The sequence below is a fragment of the Mesorhizobium sp. M0293 genome, from assembly GCF_040321735.1.
GTDB lineage: Bacteria > Pseudomonadota > Alphaproteobacteria > Rhizobiales > Rhizobiaceae > Mesorhizobium.
In genome coordinates this window covers 1-15,684 of record NZ_JAMYSA010000057.1, presented here as the reverse complement: position 1 = coordinate 15,684, position 15,684 = coordinate 1, and the positions used below count along the sequence as shown (strand labels likewise).

Below are 15,684 nucleotides of genomic sequence, written 5' to 3'. Positions count from 1 at the left end.
TGACGGGCAATCGCCGCCGGCAAGCCGGCACCACAAGCCTTTGTTAACCTTAATAATGTGTAGTCAAGCTGTCGTTGTGTCGTAAACGAAAGCTTGGTCCCGTGAACGCAACCGGTCAGTCAGCAGTCTTCGGCAGGCGCAAGGAGCCCCATACGGTCATCATCGCGCGGGGCAACGAGATCCGGCACTTTACGATCCGACCCTGGTTCGCGGCCTTTATCGGCTCGGCGCTGGCCGCCATTGCTATCGGCTACCTCATGGCCACCTCCTATCTTGTGCTGCGCGACGACCTGATCGGCGCCACCACGGCGCGGCAGGCGCGCATGCAGCAAGCCTATGAAGATCGCATTTCGGCGCTTCGCGCCCAGGTCGACCGCATCACCAGCCGCCAGTTGCTCGACCAGCAAGTGATGGAAACCAAGGTCAGCGAACTGCTTGAACGCCAGAGCCAGCTGAGCCAGCGTCACGGTCGGCTTGGCCCGCTGCTCGAACGCGCCGAGAACGAAGCCGGCGCGGCGCCGGCCGAAGATCCGGCTGCGGTTGCGAAGCCGGACAAACGCGCCGAAGTGACCGGCAGCATCAAGGAACCCGCGCCGAATTATACGGTCGCCAGCCTGAGCGCCGACCTCGGCGCCGGCGACACCAGGCCGTTCTCGCTGTGGTCGACCCGCTCCGATCCATTGCCCAACGATTCAGCCGCCGATCGTGCCGACAAGCTCTTCGTCTCGATCAACCAGTCGCTGAAATCCATCGAGAACGAGCAACTGACCCGCATCAGCACGCTTGCCGACAACGCCTACAAGAGCGCCGATGCCATCACCCAGGCGCTCGAGGCGGCAGGACTGCCGGTCGACAGCGATTTCGGCAAGGACAACAGCGATGTCGGTGGACCACTGATCCCGCTCGACTCCTCAATGATGTTCGACAGCAAGGTCAAGGAACTCGACGAGGCGCTGGACGCGCTCGACCACCTCAAGAAGGAAGCACGCCAGCTCCCGTTGACCAATCCGGCCCCCGGTCATTCCGTCACCAGCCCGTTCGGCGTGCGCACCGATCCCCTCCTCGGCACCGCCGCGCTCCATTCCGGCATGGATTTCAGGGCGCCGATCGGCATGGCCGCCAAGGTCACCGCGCCCGGAATCGTCACCAAGGCGGGCTGGAATGGCGGCTATGGCCGCATGGTGGAAGTCGACCACGGCAATGGTTTTGCGACGCGCTACGGGCATCTCAGCGAGATCGACGTGACCGTGGGCGAGAAACTGGATGCCGGCGCCGTCATCGGCAAGACCGGCAGCAGCGGCCGCTCGACCGGCCCGCATCTGCACTACGAAGTCCGCCACAATGGCGAAGCGATCGATCCCTTGCGCTTCCTCACGGTCGGCAAGAAGGTCGCACAATATCTCTGAGCGCGCAGGCCGGGAGCTGAATCCCGGTCTCAGGCAACCGAGCCGTTCGGACAACCTCTATCTCGCGCAGACCCCATTCCTTTTTCGGACTCTCGTCGCCGTGCGGGGCTTTCCCCTTGCAAGGCGAACGCAGATTGTCGAAGCCCATCTAGTGGTCGGCATCCGACGTGTTCCACCTCAGCCTCAAATGGCACCGGCGTCGATATGCCCGGCGTGTTCATCGCCGTCTTTGCCGCTTAGCTCTTTCGCGGGAGCGTGGACCGTTCCGGCCGATGCATTCCGGCAAGCAGCCATTTGATGCGCCCGGTGATTGTGCGCCGCTTTAGCTTTGTCAGCTTTGAAAAGTACTCTTCAGGGTGAACGCGATCAAGGAACGCAGGGGCGACCGGGACGAGACCATGATTTCTTGCGGTCTCGTCGTCAGCCAGCAAGATCAGGTTTTGCCGGTAATAAACGGGGATTGACGTATCAGTCCAAATCACCGGTCGGATTATGTCATAGGCTTTGAAACCGTATGTTTCGAAGGCATTTGCCCAATGGCTTTGCCATTGTTCGTTGATGTGGTGCATGCCGCCCTGAAAGGGAATAGCGGCAGAAAACAGCACTGCCGGCGCACTGCGGCACAGCCACTCGACGGCTCTGAGAGATGCCGGGCCCGAGATATGCTCCAGCACTTCCGCCGAAATCGCCAGATCGAATCGGCCAAGGTCGGGCAACTCTTCTTCAAAATTCGCTTCGGTGAATTCGTGTGGCGCGATGAGCCTCTGCTCTGCGGGCACCCAAGGTCCGTCGATACCTCCTATTTTCTGCACGCCAAGGCGTTTTGACGCGGCGAGCCACGATCCTGTAGCTGTTCCAAAGTCGACGACGGATTTCGGCCGTAGCAGGCTAATCAAAGGGCGCAGGACCGTTTCAGCAATACCAACCTCCCGGCTGCGAGATTCAAAGAATGCCGGGCCGTACTCCTTGCTTAAATCTTTGCTCACAAAATTTCCCCCCCTCCAAAATTGGTCCTATACTAGAATCCGAGTGCGCGGGCGACGGTGAAAATCAAGCCCCTTAGAGTTTCGCACTGCCTTCTTCCACCTTGCGCAAAAGATGTGAGGAAGAGCCATGGACCGCAATTTCGCGCGCGCTGAAAATGGCGTTACCCTGGCAGCCCCTCCGCCGATACCTGAAGCCGAACGGAACGAAGACCGGACTCCGCGCCATCACGCAGGCCAACTCGAAACCGTTTACCGTCGCGAGTGCATCGACAGAAATGAGGTCACGGCCGAAACCAGGGTGGCCGCGCCAACTTTCAACGCGGCCTCGTCAACACGAAACCGGGCATGATGGAGCGGAAAGACCGATCCGACCGCCTCGTTGCGGATTCCTAGTGAAAATAGACCGACGGGCGCTTCTCGCTGTTGTAGCCAAAGTCGTCGGCGATGGTCCATCCGGGCGTGTCGAAAACATTGTCGGGTCGATGCAGGCCTCGGCGTTAGCGGCAACCGCAGCCTCAGGATTTAACATGGATCTCTCGCGGGAACTTCGTCAGCGTCTCATTGCCGGTTTCGGTGACCAGGATGGTCTCGCTGATCTCGATGCCCCAGCCGTCCATCCACATGCCGAGGATGGAATGAACGACGTTGCCTGGTTCAAGCACAGTCTTGTCGCCCGGCCTGAGGCTGATCGTGTGTTCGCCCCAATCCGGCGGATAGGCGACGCCGATGGAATAGCCGATGCGCGACTCCTTCTTCAGTCCGTAGCGTTGAATGACCTTGCGCCAGGCGCCCTCGACGGCTTCGGCTGATGTTCCCGGCCTGACCGCATCGAGCACCGCGTCCATGCCCTCGATCACCGCTTTTGCCGTATCCGAGACATTTGTCGGCGTTTTGCCGAGTTGCAGGGTTCTTGCAAGTCCGGCGGCATAGCGACGGCAGACACCGGCAAGCTCCAAGGCAATCGTCTCATTGTCCCCGAACCGCCTGTCGCTCCACATGATGTGCGGCGCGGAAGCGTTCTCGCCGCCGAGTATCGTCGGCGGAAGCGCGGTGATGTCGCCCGCGAAGTCCGGGCTGCCCCCGATCTGCGCCGCCTGGATGGCCGCGATGGCATCGCACTCGCGAACACCTGGCGCGATCACCTCGAAGGCCCGCGTGACCGCCGCTTCGGCGAGCGTCGAGGCCTTGCGCAAATAGGCGATCTCGGGCGCCGATTTGACCGCGCGGATCCAGTTCACCAGCAGATCGCCATCATGCCATTTCGCATTGGGAAGTCCGGCGACAAGCCGGGCATGCCCTTTCGGAGAGAAATAGTAGGCTTCCAGCTCGATACCGATAGGGCGGTTCCCCCAGCCCTTCGCCACGATCCAGTTCGCGATCCAGTCCATGGGATGGCGATCGCCGCGCTGAACATGGTCCTCCGGGAAGCCAACCACGTTCTCAGGCTTCATCCAGGCTGTCAGAAGACCGCCGGCCGCATCCATGGCGCGCCCGATCCAGACCGGCTCGACATCCTCGATTGGAACCAGCACCACCTGCGGCGTATAAAACGACCAGCCATCGTAGCCGGTGATGTAATGCTGGTTGGCAACGTCGTTGACGATCAGCAACTCGAGACCGCGTTTTGCCATCGCCGTGCGTATCTTGCGAAGCCGCATCTGGTACTCGTCGCGGGCAAACGGCAATTCGATCATCTTTGCTCCATGCTTTGTTGGATCAACGGTCGCGGGTTCGCTAACCCATGAAGCGGTTTCGACATCGCGGCAATCGGCCAGGCCGGCGCGTGAGCAGGTCCTGGACCGGATACGTCCTCCACAGCCGACTTTCGATCTGGACTTCGCCATCAATTTATTTTTGAATTCCATTTGACTGAATAAATAAGTGATGCGAAGCTACCCTCTCCTAAGGGGCGCAAATCATGGCACTGCGGGGGACCAATCAGGAGTTCGGGCGGCCGTACAACCGGCGCATCGTGCTCGAGTCCATCCGCCTCCATGGGCCGATCGCACGCGGCGAGATCGCCAGGCGTGTCGGGCTTACCGTCCAGACGGTATCGACCATCGTTCGAGAGCTGGAAGAACAGGGCTACATCCTGTCGCTGCGCGAAGAGCCGAAGGGGCGCGGCCTGCCTCCGGCGACCTTGCGGATCAATCCCGAGGGTGGCTATGCCGTCGGCGTCCACCTCACCCCGCTTGGTATCAATGCCGCCTTGATCAATCTGAGCGGCGACGTGATCGAGAGCACCTACCGCGAAGCGCCGAACGCGACGCCGGACCATGCCTTCGATCTGATCGGGGCGATGGTGGTTGAATTGACCAGACTCCGGGCTGGAGGACGGGTTCTGGGCGTCGGCATGGCCCTGCCCGGCCCGTTCGACGTCGAATCCATGAGTTTCGTCGGTCCGACCACCATGAGCGGCTGGAAGGATGTGGCGCTGGGTGAGCGGCTGGCGGCGTCGACCGGGCTGCCGGCCTTCTTTGAAACCGACATGGCGGCCGCGGCCATGGGCGAGCGCCTATACGGCCTCGGGGCCCAGTTTTCCGAATATTACTATCTCTATTTCGGCGTCGGCCTTGGCGGGGTGATGGTTCACGACGGCAGCGCGTTGCGCGGTGCATGGGGAAATGCCGGCGAGATCGGGCACATTCCCGTCATTCCCGGTGGTGAGGTCTGCCCGTGCGGCAACAGCGGCTGTCTCGAAAGATACCTCTCGCTCGAGGCGCTCCTGCGCTGGAACGGCAGTGAGGCCGATTGGGTCGCCGAAGTCGCCCCGATCTTCCACAATGCCGTCGCCATCATCGAGAACCTGTTCGACCCTGAAACGGTCATCCTCGGCGGGCTGGCGTCCACCGATCTACTCGAACTGCTTGCCGGTTCGGCTGCCGGCCTGCACAATTCCGTTTCCGCGCGGAAGGACCGCACGACGCCTCGAATCATCGTCGCGCGCGGCGGGCAACATTCGGTGTTGCGCGGCGCCGCCGCCCTTGCGGTTTCGGGGGTGCTGTCACCCCGCTTCGGGCAGATGTTCGCTGCCGAACGCGAGCGCGAGCGCGACCTTATCAAAGGCAGGGAGATTGCGGCATGAACGAACCCCTGCTGGTGCTCGACAACGTCACCAAGAATTATGGCGCCATCGAAGCGCTCAAGGGGATCAGCTTCTCGATCGGCAAGGGCGAGGTCGTGGCGCTGCTGGGCGACAACGGCGCCGGCAAATCGACGCTGGTCAAGATCATATCAGGCGGACTGGAGCCGACCTCGGGCCGCATGCTGTTCGAAGGCAAGGAGTTCCTTGCCAGATCACCCGCCGAGGCCAAGGCGGCGGGCATCGAGACCGTCTACCAGGACCTGTCGCTGTGCACCAATGTCGACGTTGTGGCCAATTTCTTCATGGGCCGCGAAATCACCAGGAAGGTTCTTGGCATTCCCGTGCTCGACGAGCGCGCCATGGAAGCCGTCGTCGGAAAGGCGCTGGCCAGTGCCGGCACCCGCATTCCCTCGCTGCGCACCAATGTCGAGCACCTTTCGGGCGGCCAGCGGCAGGCCATCGAGCTCAACCGCTTCGTGCATTGGGGCGGCAAGCTGGTGCTGCTCGATGAGCCGTTTGCCGCCCTCGGCGTCGAACAGACGCGGCGCGGCCTCGACATGATCCGCCAGGTGGCGAACCAGGGCATCGGCGTCGTCATCATCACCCATATCATGCAGCAGGCCTTCCAGGTCGCCGACCGGATCGTGGTGATCCGGCAAGGCGTCGTGGCGGGCGATGTCGCACGCAACAAAACAAGTCCCGACGCGGTGATCAACATGATCACCGGAGAGACGCTTGCCGGTGCCGGACCGGCGGGCTGAGGGACAAAAGAGGGGTCCGGCGTAAAAGAGGAGCGAACGACATGAAGCGAATACTTCTTGCTGTCTTCGGTATCCTTGCACTGGCCTTTGCCACGCTCACGCCGGCATTCGCCCAGTCCAAGGGTATTGTCTACTACATGGTGCCGACACTGCTCGATGAGTTCCAGACCGGCTCGGTGAGCGCGCTGGAGCTGTTCCTGAAGCAGACCGGCTACGAGATGAAGACGCTGAACGCCGACAACAAGACCGACGCCCAGCAATCGCAGATGAACGACGTCATCGCGCTGAAGCCGGCGGCGATCATCCTTGCCGCGGTCGACTTCAATGCGCTGAAACCGTCCATCGAGGCTGCCCGCGCGGCCGGCATCCCGGTGGTCGAATTCGACCGCCAGATCACCTCGACACCATCCGACTTCACCTCGGTCGCCGGAACGATCGAGATCGGCTACGTCGCCGCCGACCAGGCCGAGAAGCTTCTGAAAGCCAAGAACGGCTCGGTGAAGGGCAAGGTGCTGCAGGTGCTCGGCGATCCGGGTGACCCCTACACGCTCGACATCCAGAAGGGCTTTGAGGAGAAGATGAAGGCGTTTCCGGACGTCAAGATCATCTCGCTTCCGGCCATGCAGTGGGAAGCCAGCAATGCCGGCACCATCGTTGCCGACCAGATGCTGGCAAACCCAGACATCGACCTGATCTTCAGCCATGCCGCGCACCTGTCGGTCGCTGCCGTCGCCTCGCTCGAGGCCGCCGGCAAGAAGCCGGGCGACGTCATGCTGATGAGCTCGAACGGCGCGCCGGTCGGCCTCGACCTCATCCGCAAGGGCTGGCTCAACGTCGAGGTCGAGCAGCCGCTCTACGCGCAGGCCGCGGCTGTCGCCATGTTCATGGACAAGATCGCCAAGAAGGAAGAGATCAAGCCCGGCGAATACGACGTGCTCGGCCTGAAATCGACCGTCACCAAGGAAGCCTGGGGCCCGAACATCAAGATCCCCGGTGCCGCGATCACCAAGGAGAACGTCGACAATCCGGCCTTCTGGGGCAACCAGAAGCCGCCGACGGACACCGTCAAGTCGGTCGAATAGTCATTTGAAAGCGCTCCGGGCCGCTACGGCCCGGAGCCTGCCCTTTCACAACGCCGCGTCCGAAAGGACGCCGTGGCGAATTTGAATCCGCGCCTGAACCTGACGAAATCGAATTGATTTCGCGGGACATGCGCCAACCGGATCAGCCCATGAACCCGCGCACACGCAAAGCCCTGGAGTTCGTTCTCGATAACCTCGTCTGGTTCATGCTGCTGTTCGTGCTGGTGGTCTTTTCCATCTTTGTCCCGAACTATTTCCAGCTCGGCATCTTCGCCAACATCATCGAGGCTTCCAGTGTTCTCGGCGTCATGTCGATCGGCCTGGCGCTGGTCATCATCGCCGGTCACATGGACTTGTCGGTGGAATCCGTGGCCGCGCTCAGCGCCATGGCGGTCGGCATCCTGTTCTGCTCGTCGGGCATCGGCATGGGCGTGAAATTGCATCCGGAATGGCTGATGGTTCCGGTTTCGCTGCTCGTTGCGCTGGCCGTCGGCGGCATCATCGGCGCCTTCAACGGCTACCTCGTGGTCAAGGTGAAGATGAGCGCCTTCATCATTACGCTGGCCTCCTACATCTGGGTGCGCGGCCTTGTGCTGGTGATTTCGGGCGGCCGCTCGGCGCAGGATCTTGCGCCGGCCATCCGCTGGTTCGGCATCCAGCGCCTGATCGGCCTGCCGCTGACCGCCTGGATCGCTGTCGCCTGTTTCGTCGTCTTTTCACTGATCATGGCCAAGACGCCGTTTGGTCGGCATCTCGTGATGATCGGCGGCAACGAGACCGCAACCTTCCGTGCCGGCATCCGCGTCAACCGCAATCTCGTCATCGCTTTCGTACTCGCCGGCGCCATCGCCGGGCTTGCCGGCTGGCTGCTGGCGATCCGCACCTCGGGCGCCACCGCCAATCTCGGCGTCGGCCTGCTGTTCAACGCCTTCGCCGCCGTCGTCATCGGTGGCGTCAGCCTGAAAGGCGGCGTCGGCACCCTGCCCGGCGTCTATGCCGGCGTGCTTTTGCTCTCGGCCATCAACACGGCGATCAACCTGATGGGCCTGCCGGCCAATTTCACCCAGGTCATCCATGGCCTGCTGGTGCTGGCCGCCGTGCTGCTCGACGCTTTCAAGCAAACCATTCGCCAAAGACTCGCATGACAGGACGGCTCGCATGACCAATCGGCTGCAAGACAAGGTGGCGCTGATCATCGGCAGCGCCCGCGGCATCGGCAAGGGCATCGCCCTGCGCTTTGCCGAAGAGGGTGCGAGGCTGGTGCTCGCCGACACCGAGGTCGAGGCCGGGCAAGCGACCGCGGATGAACTGGGCGTCGCCTTCATCCGCACCGACATCTCGCTGATGGCCGACGCCGAGGCCGCCGTAGCGCTGGCGCTCAAACAACATGGCCGCCTCGACATCATCGTGCAGAATGCCGGCATCTATCCCTGGCAGCTGATCGAAAACACCAGCGCCGACGACTGGGACCGTGTCATGGCGGTCAATCTGCGCGGCACCTTCAATGCCAGCCGCGCGGCCCTGGCGCCGATGAAAGCGCAAGGCTTCGGCCGCATGCTCTACACCTCCTCCATCACTGGCCCGCATGTCACCAGCCCGGGCCATGGCCACTATTCGGCCAGCAAGGCCGGCATCAACGGCTTCATCCGGGCCGCAGCGCTGGAATTTTCCGGCTACGGCATCACCGTCAACGGCGTCGAGCCTGGCAACATCCTGACCGAAGCGATCGAGCTGCATCGCGGCGCGGCCTACATCAAGAACATGGAAGACTCCATCCCGCTCGGCCGCCTCGGCAGCCCGCGCGACGTCGCCAACGCCTTCCTGTTCCTCGCCTCCGACGACGCCAGCTACATCACCGGCACGACCATTGTTGTCGATGGTGGGCAGTTGCTGCCCGAAGGCAATGATTTTCGGCTTCTGCCGCCTTGAGCGTTGCGCTCGCGAGTGACGCGGCTTCGCGTTTTGGCAATCGCTTGAGACAGGGGATGAATGGTGGGCGATGACGGGCTCGAACCGCCGACATCTTCGGTGTAAACGAAGCGCTCTACCAACTGAGCTAATCGCCCGCTCCGGGCCGGACCTTTAAGCGGTCAGGGTCGGCTTCGCAAGGCCAAATGAGCGCAGGACGCCCTGGTTGGATGCCGGTTTTGCCAACAAAACGCTGGCTGTCAAAAAACCTTCTCCTGTTTGCTGTTATGCTGTCCTGTCACGCTTGACACCCGGTGGCGAACCCCTTATCCAGCGCCCCAACGACGAACACGGCTGACACGTGTTCGCCATGCGCGGGTGTAGCTCAGTTGGTTAGAGTGCCGGCCTGTCACGCCGGAGGTCGCGGGTTCGAGCCCCGTCACTCGCGCCATTTAACTTACTGATAGTTAAATGGTTTTCGCGCTAAGTAGGCTTCGGCCATGTCAGGCAATCGGACCAGTAGGCAGGTTGCGAAGAATTCGCGGACGACTGCTGCCGCTTGAAGCGCGCGTCCCCTAGATGCGCGCAGCGCCATTCTCCCGGCTGCCAAAATGCCGTGCCGGTGATGCGGCCGGTCGATCGTCACTTGGCCTTTGGTCTGATCCGCAGCCTACCTCGATGATTCCAACCAGTGCGCGAACAAATTCAACCATATCGTTTGCCGTAATGGCGGCCTTGTCGGGACTTTGCCCAATGCGTTCGGCGGCTGCGCAACATGACAGGCGGATGAGATCGTAGTGTGAATCCCTTTCATCCTCCGGCATCGCCGCTAGTTTCATGGCTCGGCGATGAATCAACCGCAGCAATTGTTCGAGAGCTGCTCCGACACTCATGCGTTTGCTCCGCATTGGTCGACCGTCCACCGGAAACGTCGACGAGGAGGTGTTTTCCCCCCGTGATGTGGAAGGCTGCATCACGGCTGTTAATATATCGTTTATTGCTAATATAATCACGCTCCGCGGAGCTGTCCTGCCACCGGGAGCACCCGAGGGCAGCTTTGAAAATCGTTCGTTGTCACAGCACCGTGTCGCGTTGACAAAAGCCCGCCACCGTGAGGCAGCGGGCTTGGCCTAAACGGCCCGGCGTCTACAGCGATTGCGAGCCTGATCACGGCCTTCGCAGTCAGGAATGAAGGTGAAGACATCGGTTGGCGGTCGCGTGCCCCAGCCTTGCAATCCGAGCAGCCGAACAAGCCGTGCACTGACTCGCGAAACCGCGATTCAATTAGCATGCGCTTAATTAGTCCCGGAGCATTTTAACGAATCGTTGACCGCGCTGTCCCACAATAGGACGGCGCGGTCAAACCCCAACCGGACTGCGCTGGCGGCTCCGGCACTCAGCGCCCGCCCACTGTCGGAGCCGCTACTCACACTAGCTAATATACCAGCGATGGTTGAATCAACTGTTACCGCACGTGCTTTCCAGTGCGCTTTCCAGCTCGTTAGACTTTGATGCAACGGGCGGGAGATTCACATTCGCCACGTTCTGATCTAGAAGCAGAGCATAGAAGCCACCTTCGATGGCCTTTCGAACGCCCTCAGAGCGCCCCGCCTGGACGCATGGCGCCCTGTCCGCGCCATCGCACTCGATCTTGCCAGCAAGCTCGTCCTGGGCCTCGCTATCGGCCTGGGCTTGGCCTTGGGATGGCAATCGCGGGCTAGGTGGTTTGGCGCATTTAGACACGGTGGCGGAAGCCTATCCGCGGATTGGTCTTGACCGATTTCTCATTGGACTCGGATTTACGGGCCAAGAGGGCGACATTAGACGGGACTCCGCCTCCAGAATATGGCTACCACCAAGCGCTCTTTGACAATCTTGCCATGCGCTGCCCTAACCTCATCCCCTCGCCAGCAGCGCCTCGACCTCCTGCAGCGTCGGCATGGACGGCGCGGTGCCTGGTCGCGTCACTGAAATGCCGGCGACGGCGCAGGCGAAACGCACCGCTTCAAGCGGTTCCACACCCCGTGACAGCGCCGCGGCCAGCCCGCCATTGAAGGCGTCCCCCGCACCGGTGGTTTCGACCACCGGGCCGGCACTGACGGCCGGGACATGGTCGGAGCGGTTCTTCGAGTGCAAAAGCGCGCCCTTGTCACCCAGCGTGACGATGACCGTGCCGACGCCCATTTCAAGCAGCTTGTCCGCAGCGGCTCGCGCCTCGTCGACCGAGGACACCTTCATCCCGGTCAATTCCTCCGTCTCCGTCTCATTGGGCGTGAGATAGTCGCAGAGCGTATAGATGCGGTCGGGAAGCATTGCCGCGGGCGCCGGGTTGAGGATGGTCGTCACCCCTGCCCCGCGCGCGATCTCCAGCGCCCGCGTAGCTGCTTCGATCGGTTGTTCGAGCTGGGTGACAAAGACGCCGGCACTGCCGATCAGCCCGGCATTGGCCTCGATATCGGCTGGCGAGATCAGCATGGCGGCGCCGGGGCTGACGATGATGGCGTTGTTGCCGGTCGTCTCCTCGACGAAGATGTAGGCCGCGCCGGTATAGCTTTCAGGCGTGTCGATGGCGGCATTCTTGACGCCCGCTTGTGCCCAGGTCTGCCTCGCCATATCCGCGAAGGGATCGACGCCGAGACGGGTCAGGAAGGTGACGTTGGCGCCGAGCTTGCCGGCGGCCACTGCCTGGTTCGAGCCCTTGCCGCCCGGCCCCAGCGTGAAGGATGTGCCAAGGATCGTTTCACCCATGCGCGGCTGCCGCTGCGCCCTGTAGGCGGTGTCGGCGACGAACACACCCAAGATGACGATAGGCTTGCCCGAAGCCATGCCGCTACTCCGCATCCGGCGGCACGACGCCCTTGCGGAAAGCGAAGCAGCCATAGAAGCGGCGCTCGCCGGTCTGGATGACGCAATAGGCCTGCTTGGCGCGCTCGTAGAAGGCGTAGCGCTCGACCGCTATCATCGGCCACGACTTGCCCTCGGCCGCGTCGATTTCCTTTTGTACCTCTTTCTGCACAGCGGGAATCTCGTCCGGCTTGCCGACAATCTCCATGCGCGCGGCGGAGTCATCGACGAACGTGTCCAGCGGGTAGAGAGACAGCACCGCCTTTGCGACCTCGGCAGCCGACGCATCGATGCGCAGCACGCGGCCGAGCGCTGTCTGGCGCGCCACCGAATCGGACGGAAAATTGGTGTCGGCGATGATCAGATCATCGCCATGGCCCATTGCCCGCAATGCCTGCAGCACGTCGGCATTGAGCAGCGGGTTGATGCCTTTGAGCATGATAGTCCTCGTGAAATCCGGTTGAAATCAGAGACGCTTGCCGGTCTCGGCGTCGAAAAGGTGGATCTGGTCGAGCCGCGGCTTCAGGGTAAGCGTATCGCCCGGCTTGAAGTCGTGGCGCTCGCGAAACAGCGCCACCATCTCGCCTTCGCCGAAGCGCAGGAACACCAGCGTTTCCGAGCCGGTCGGCTCGACCACCGAAATCTTCGCCGGCACGCCATCGGGATGGATTTCGAGATGCTCCGGCCGCACGCCATAGACGACGGCCTGGCCGTCCTGTGCGGCATTGTCCGATGCAACCGGAAACAGCGTGCCTGCAATGTCCACACCGGGCCTGGCGCCCTTGCGCATGACGCCCTTGAGCAGGTTCATCGAAGGCGAACCGATGAAGCCGGCGACAAACAGATTGGCCGGCCGGTCGAACAGTTCCAGCGGCGCGCCGACCTGCTCGATGCGGCCGTCGCGCATGACGACGATCTTGTCGGCCATGGTCATGGCCTCGATCTGGTCGTGGGTGACGTAGATGGTGGTGGTTTTCAGCCGCTGATGCAGTTCCTTGATCTCGGTGCGCATCTGCACGCGCAGCTTGGCGTCGAGATTGGAGAGCGGCTCGTCGAACAGGAACACTTGCGGATTGCGCACGATGGCGCGGCCCATCGCCACGCGCTGGCGCTGGCCGCCGGAAAGCTGCCTGGGATAGCGCTTCAAATAGGGATTGAGGTCGAGAATGTCGGCGGCACGCTTGACCCGTTCGGCGACCACGGCCGGATCGGTTTTCCGCAGCTTGAGCGCAAAGGCCATGTTCTGCTCGACCGTCTTGTGGGGATAGAGCGCATAGTTCTGGAACACCATGGCGATGTCGCGCTTGGCGGGCGGCAGATGATTGACGACGCGGTCGCCGATCGCAATCGTGCCGGCGGAGACGGTTTCCAGCCCGGCCACCATTCTGAGCAGCGTGGATTTGCCGCAACCCGAAGGGCCAACGAGCACCACGAACTGTCCGTCTGCGATATCGACGCTGACTTCGTGCAGAACCTTGACCGTTCCAAAGGCTTTGGCCACCTTGCTGATCGCGACTTGCGCCATGTCTCCCCCATCGGCTCCATTAGCCGTAGGCGCAGAAGCTAACCAACGCGACCTGCCAGGGCAAGTCGGTCTCTTATAGATAAAAACCGTTCTCGTTGACACGGCGTTTGGTTGTGAGAATAGTGGCAGGTGCTGGTCAAAATGTCGGTACCCGATCCGCAATCGGAACTTCAATCGACGCAGGGTGGGGTCCTGCCTAATTCGTTTCCGAACCGGGAGCATCGTTGGCGCTCCAGCGTCCGACAGTTGGTCAATTTATTCACACTGAAGTTCTGGGAGGAATAGGCGATGAAAACGGGGCTTTACGAGAAACTGGTTCGTGCCGGCGCCACAAGGCGCGACATATTGAAGGGTGCGGCCAGCATGGCCGCGATTGCAGCCGCATCGGGCGCCGGGCTTGGAGCCTTGACGCGCCCGGCTTCCGCCGCAAGCGAATTGCGCTCCAAAATCCTGCAGATTCCCGGCGTCGGCAAAGGCCAGCCGACGGACGCCGATTTCCAGAAGGTCGGTGAACTCTGCCTCGAGGCGACCAAGGCCAACGTCAAGGAAGGCGAATTCGCCGGCGTCGAGCTGACCTTCATGGGTCTCAACAACCAGAACCTGCACAATGTTCTGTTCCGCGGCTTTCTGAAGCCATGGGAGACCTATACCGGCGCCAAGATCAATTGGATCGACCTGGCGCAGGCCGACTACAATCCGCGCCTGCAGCAGGCTATCGCCACGAACACAATCGACTTTGATATCGTCGAGATGGGCGCGCCTTTCGAAGGCGATGTCTGCGGCAAGGGCCTCACTTCCGAGATGCCCGACTGGGTCAGGAAGCAGATCGATATGGACGATCTGGTGGCCTATCTGAAGCCGCCGGTCGGCACCTGGAACGGCAAGCAGTATCGCGTGACCGTCGACGGAGACGCGCACAACTTCAACTACCGCACCGACGTGTTCTCCGACTCTGATCTGGCAGCAGCCTGGAAAACCGATAGCGGCGACAAGGCAGGCCTGACGGAGTGGGGCGTGCCGAAGACCTGGCAGCAGGTGCAGGTAGTGACCAAGTTCCTCAAGGGCAAGCAGGTGAAGGGCCAGGACGTTTACGGCTACCTCGACGCGCCCAAGCCCTGGGGCGGCTTCGGCTTCTATTTCCTCGGCAGCCGCGCCTCCGCCTATGCCAAGCATCCGGATGACAAGGCGTGGCTATTCGATCCGGATACCATGAAACCGCGCGTCAACAACCCAGCTTGGGTGCGCGCGATCCAGGACGTGATCGATGCGCTGCCTTCCGAGCCGCAAGATCAAATCAATGCCGACCCGAACCAGACCTGTTTCTCCCAATTCCTGGGCGGCACTGGTTCGATGCTGGCTTGGTGGGGAGATGCGGGCTCGAATGCGAAAACTAACGACTCCTCGGTCGTCGGCGATGTCACAGGCTTCTCGATCCTGCCAGGCTCCGACGATGTCTACAATTCCAAGACCGGCGCCTGGGACAAACTGGCCAGCGGCCCGAACTATGCGCCTAACTGCGCCTATCTCGGCTGGGGCGTCTATGTCATGGCTCGCGTCGATGCCGACGAGAAGAAGAAAAAGGCGGCATGGTCCGCCGCCGCCCATCTCGGCGGCAAGGACCTGTCGATCTGGACGGCGATGTATCCGTCGGGCTTCCAGCCCTACCGCAACTCGCACTTCGACATTCCGGAATGGGTTGCCGCCGGCTACGACGAGGCCTTCATCACCTCGTACCTCAAGTCGGAATCCGACAGCTACAACCACCCGAACGCTGCGATTGAGCCACGCATCCCCGGCATCTTCCAGTACTACAGTGCCGCCGAGGATATTTTGGCCAACACCTTCGCCGGCAAGATGAAGGCGCAGGAAGGCGCCGACGCCATTGCGGCGGCCTGGGAGAAGCTGACCGACCAGATCGGTCGCGACAACCAGGTCAAGCTCTACAAGGCTTCGCTCGGCATGTAGGCTGGCCTATGAACCGTGGGGGGGGGGGCACACCCCCCCCCCGAAATCCCGCCCCGGCGGCGGGGAAGCGGACGGAAAGGTGAGTTTTCTAACAGGGCCCTGGAGAGGGAGATGTCAGGGGG

13 protein-coding genes and 2 tRNA genes are annotated in these 15,684 nt (G+C 61.9%); 8 read left to right on the top strand and 7 right to left on the bottom strand.

The features are described from left to right. The first annotated feature begins 101 nt into the window (after positions 1 to 101). On the top strand, positions 102 to 1,406 hold the full coding sequence (locus tag NKJ06_RS21050; RefSeq protein WP_352629227.1) for a M23 family metallopeptidase: 1,305 nt from the start codon (positions 102 to 104) through the stop codon (positions 1,404 to 1,406). A gap of 236 nt (positions 1,407 to 1,642) precedes the next feature. Here the strand turns inward: NKJ06_RS21050 and NKJ06_RS21045 are convergent, their stop codons facing one another. Further along, the gene (locus NKJ06_RS21045) at positions 1,643 to 2,392 is read right to left on the bottom strand and encodes a methyltransferase domain-containing protein (RefSeq protein WP_352629228.1); all 750 of its coding nucleotides are present in this window, start codon (positions 2,390 to 2,392) and stop codon (positions 1,643 to 1,645) included. Between the two features lie 515 nt (positions 2,393 to 2,907). Next, positions 2,908 to 4,086, bottom strand: a complete 1,179-nt coding sequence (locus NKJ06_RS21040) for a M24 family metallopeptidase (RefSeq protein WP_352629230.1) — start codon at positions 4,084 to 4,086, stop codon at positions 2,908 to 2,910. A gap of 224 nt (positions 4,087 to 4,310) precedes the next feature. Here NKJ06_RS21040 and NKJ06_RS21035 point away from each other — a divergent pair, with 224 nt between their 5' ends. The 5 genes from NKJ06_RS21035 (at position 4,311) to NKJ06_RS21015 (ending at position 9,249) form a co-directional block, all read left to right on the top strand. Further along, on the top strand, positions 4,311 to 5,477 hold the full coding sequence (locus NKJ06_RS21035) for an ROK family transcriptional regulator (protein ID WP_352629233.1): 1,167 nt from the start codon (positions 4,311 to 4,313) through the stop codon (positions 5,475 to 5,477). Further along, on the top strand, positions 5,474 to 6,238 hold the full coding sequence (locus tag NKJ06_RS21030; RefSeq protein ID WP_352629235.1) for an ATP-binding cassette domain-containing protein: 765 nt from the start codon (positions 5,474 to 5,476) through the stop codon (positions 6,236 to 6,238). The genes NKJ06_RS21035 and NKJ06_RS21030 overlap by 4 nt, the downstream gene beginning before the upstream one ends. Positions 6,239 to 6,279: 41 nt before the next feature. Next, positions 6,280 to 7,320, top strand: coding sequence for a sugar ABC transporter substrate-binding protein (locus NKJ06_RS21025; protein ID WP_352629237.1), 1,041 nt, complete (start codon positions 6,280 to 6,282; stop codon positions 7,318 to 7,320). Between the two features lie 149 nt (positions 7,321 to 7,469). Further along, positions 7,470 to 8,465 carry an ABC transporter permease gene (locus NKJ06_RS21020; RefSeq protein ID WP_352629239.1) on the top strand — a complete coding sequence of 332 codons (996 nt, stop codon included), beginning with the start codon at positions 7,470 to 7,472 and terminating at the stop codon, positions 8,463 to 8,465. Between the two features lie 13 nt (positions 8,466 to 8,478). Next, positions 8,479 to 9,249 carry an SDR family oxidoreductase gene (locus NKJ06_RS21015; protein ID WP_352629241.1) on the top strand — a complete coding sequence of 257 codons (771 nt, stop codon included), beginning with the start codon at positions 8,479 to 8,481 and terminating at the stop codon, positions 9,247 to 9,249. Between the two features lie 61 nt (positions 9,250 to 9,310). Here NKJ06_RS21015 and NKJ06_RS21010 read toward each other — a convergent pair. Continuing rightward, a tRNA-Val gene (locus tag NKJ06_RS21010) sits at positions 9,311 to 9,386 on the bottom strand. A 216-nt stretch (positions 9,387 to 9,602) separates the two neighbouring features. Between NKJ06_RS21010 and NKJ06_RS21005 the strand changes: the two genes are divergently transcribed. Then, positions 9,603 to 9,679 (top strand) — tRNA-Asp (locus tag NKJ06_RS21005). A 124-nt stretch (positions 9,680 to 9,803) separates the two neighbouring features. On the opposite strand, the gene NKJ06_RS21000 is transcribed toward NKJ06_RS21005, so the two are convergent. The 4 genes from NKJ06_RS21000 to NKJ06_RS20985 all read right to left on the bottom strand — a co-directional run bounded on the left by NKJ06_RS21000 (position 9,804) and on the right by NKJ06_RS20985 (position 13,597). Next, a complete protein-coding gene (locus NKJ06_RS21000) occupies positions 9,804 to 10,121 on the bottom strand; it encodes a hypothetical protein (protein WP_352629242.1) in 318 nt (105 codons plus the stop codon). Positions 10,122 to 11,124: 1,003 nt separating this feature from the next. After that, positions 11,125 to 12,054: a ribokinase gene (gene rbsK, locus NKJ06_RS20995; RefSeq protein ID WP_352810495.1), complete on the bottom strand. Its 930-nt coding sequence runs from the start codon at positions 12,052 to 12,054 to the stop codon at positions 11,125 to 11,127. Positions 12,055 to 12,058: 4 nt separating this feature from the next. Then, positions 12,059 to 12,511, bottom strand: coding sequence for an RbsD/FucU family protein (locus tag NKJ06_RS20990; RefSeq protein WP_352655755.1), 453 nt, complete (start codon positions 12,509 to 12,511; stop codon positions 12,059 to 12,061). Between the two features lie 27 nt (positions 12,512 to 12,538). Next, positions 12,539 to 13,597, bottom strand: a complete 1,059-nt coding sequence (locus tag NKJ06_RS20985) for an ABC transporter ATP-binding protein (RefSeq protein WP_352810494.1) — start codon at positions 13,595 to 13,597, stop codon at positions 12,539 to 12,541. Positions 13,598 to 13,885: 288 nt separating this feature from the next. Here NKJ06_RS20985 and NKJ06_RS20980 point away from each other — a divergent pair, with 288 nt between their 5' ends. Further along, a complete protein-coding gene (locus NKJ06_RS20980; RefSeq protein ID WP_352810493.1) occupies positions 13,886 to 15,562 on the top strand; it encodes an ABC transporter substrate-binding protein in 1,677 nt (558 codons plus the stop codon). Positions 15,563 to 15,684 lie beyond the last annotated feature (122 nt).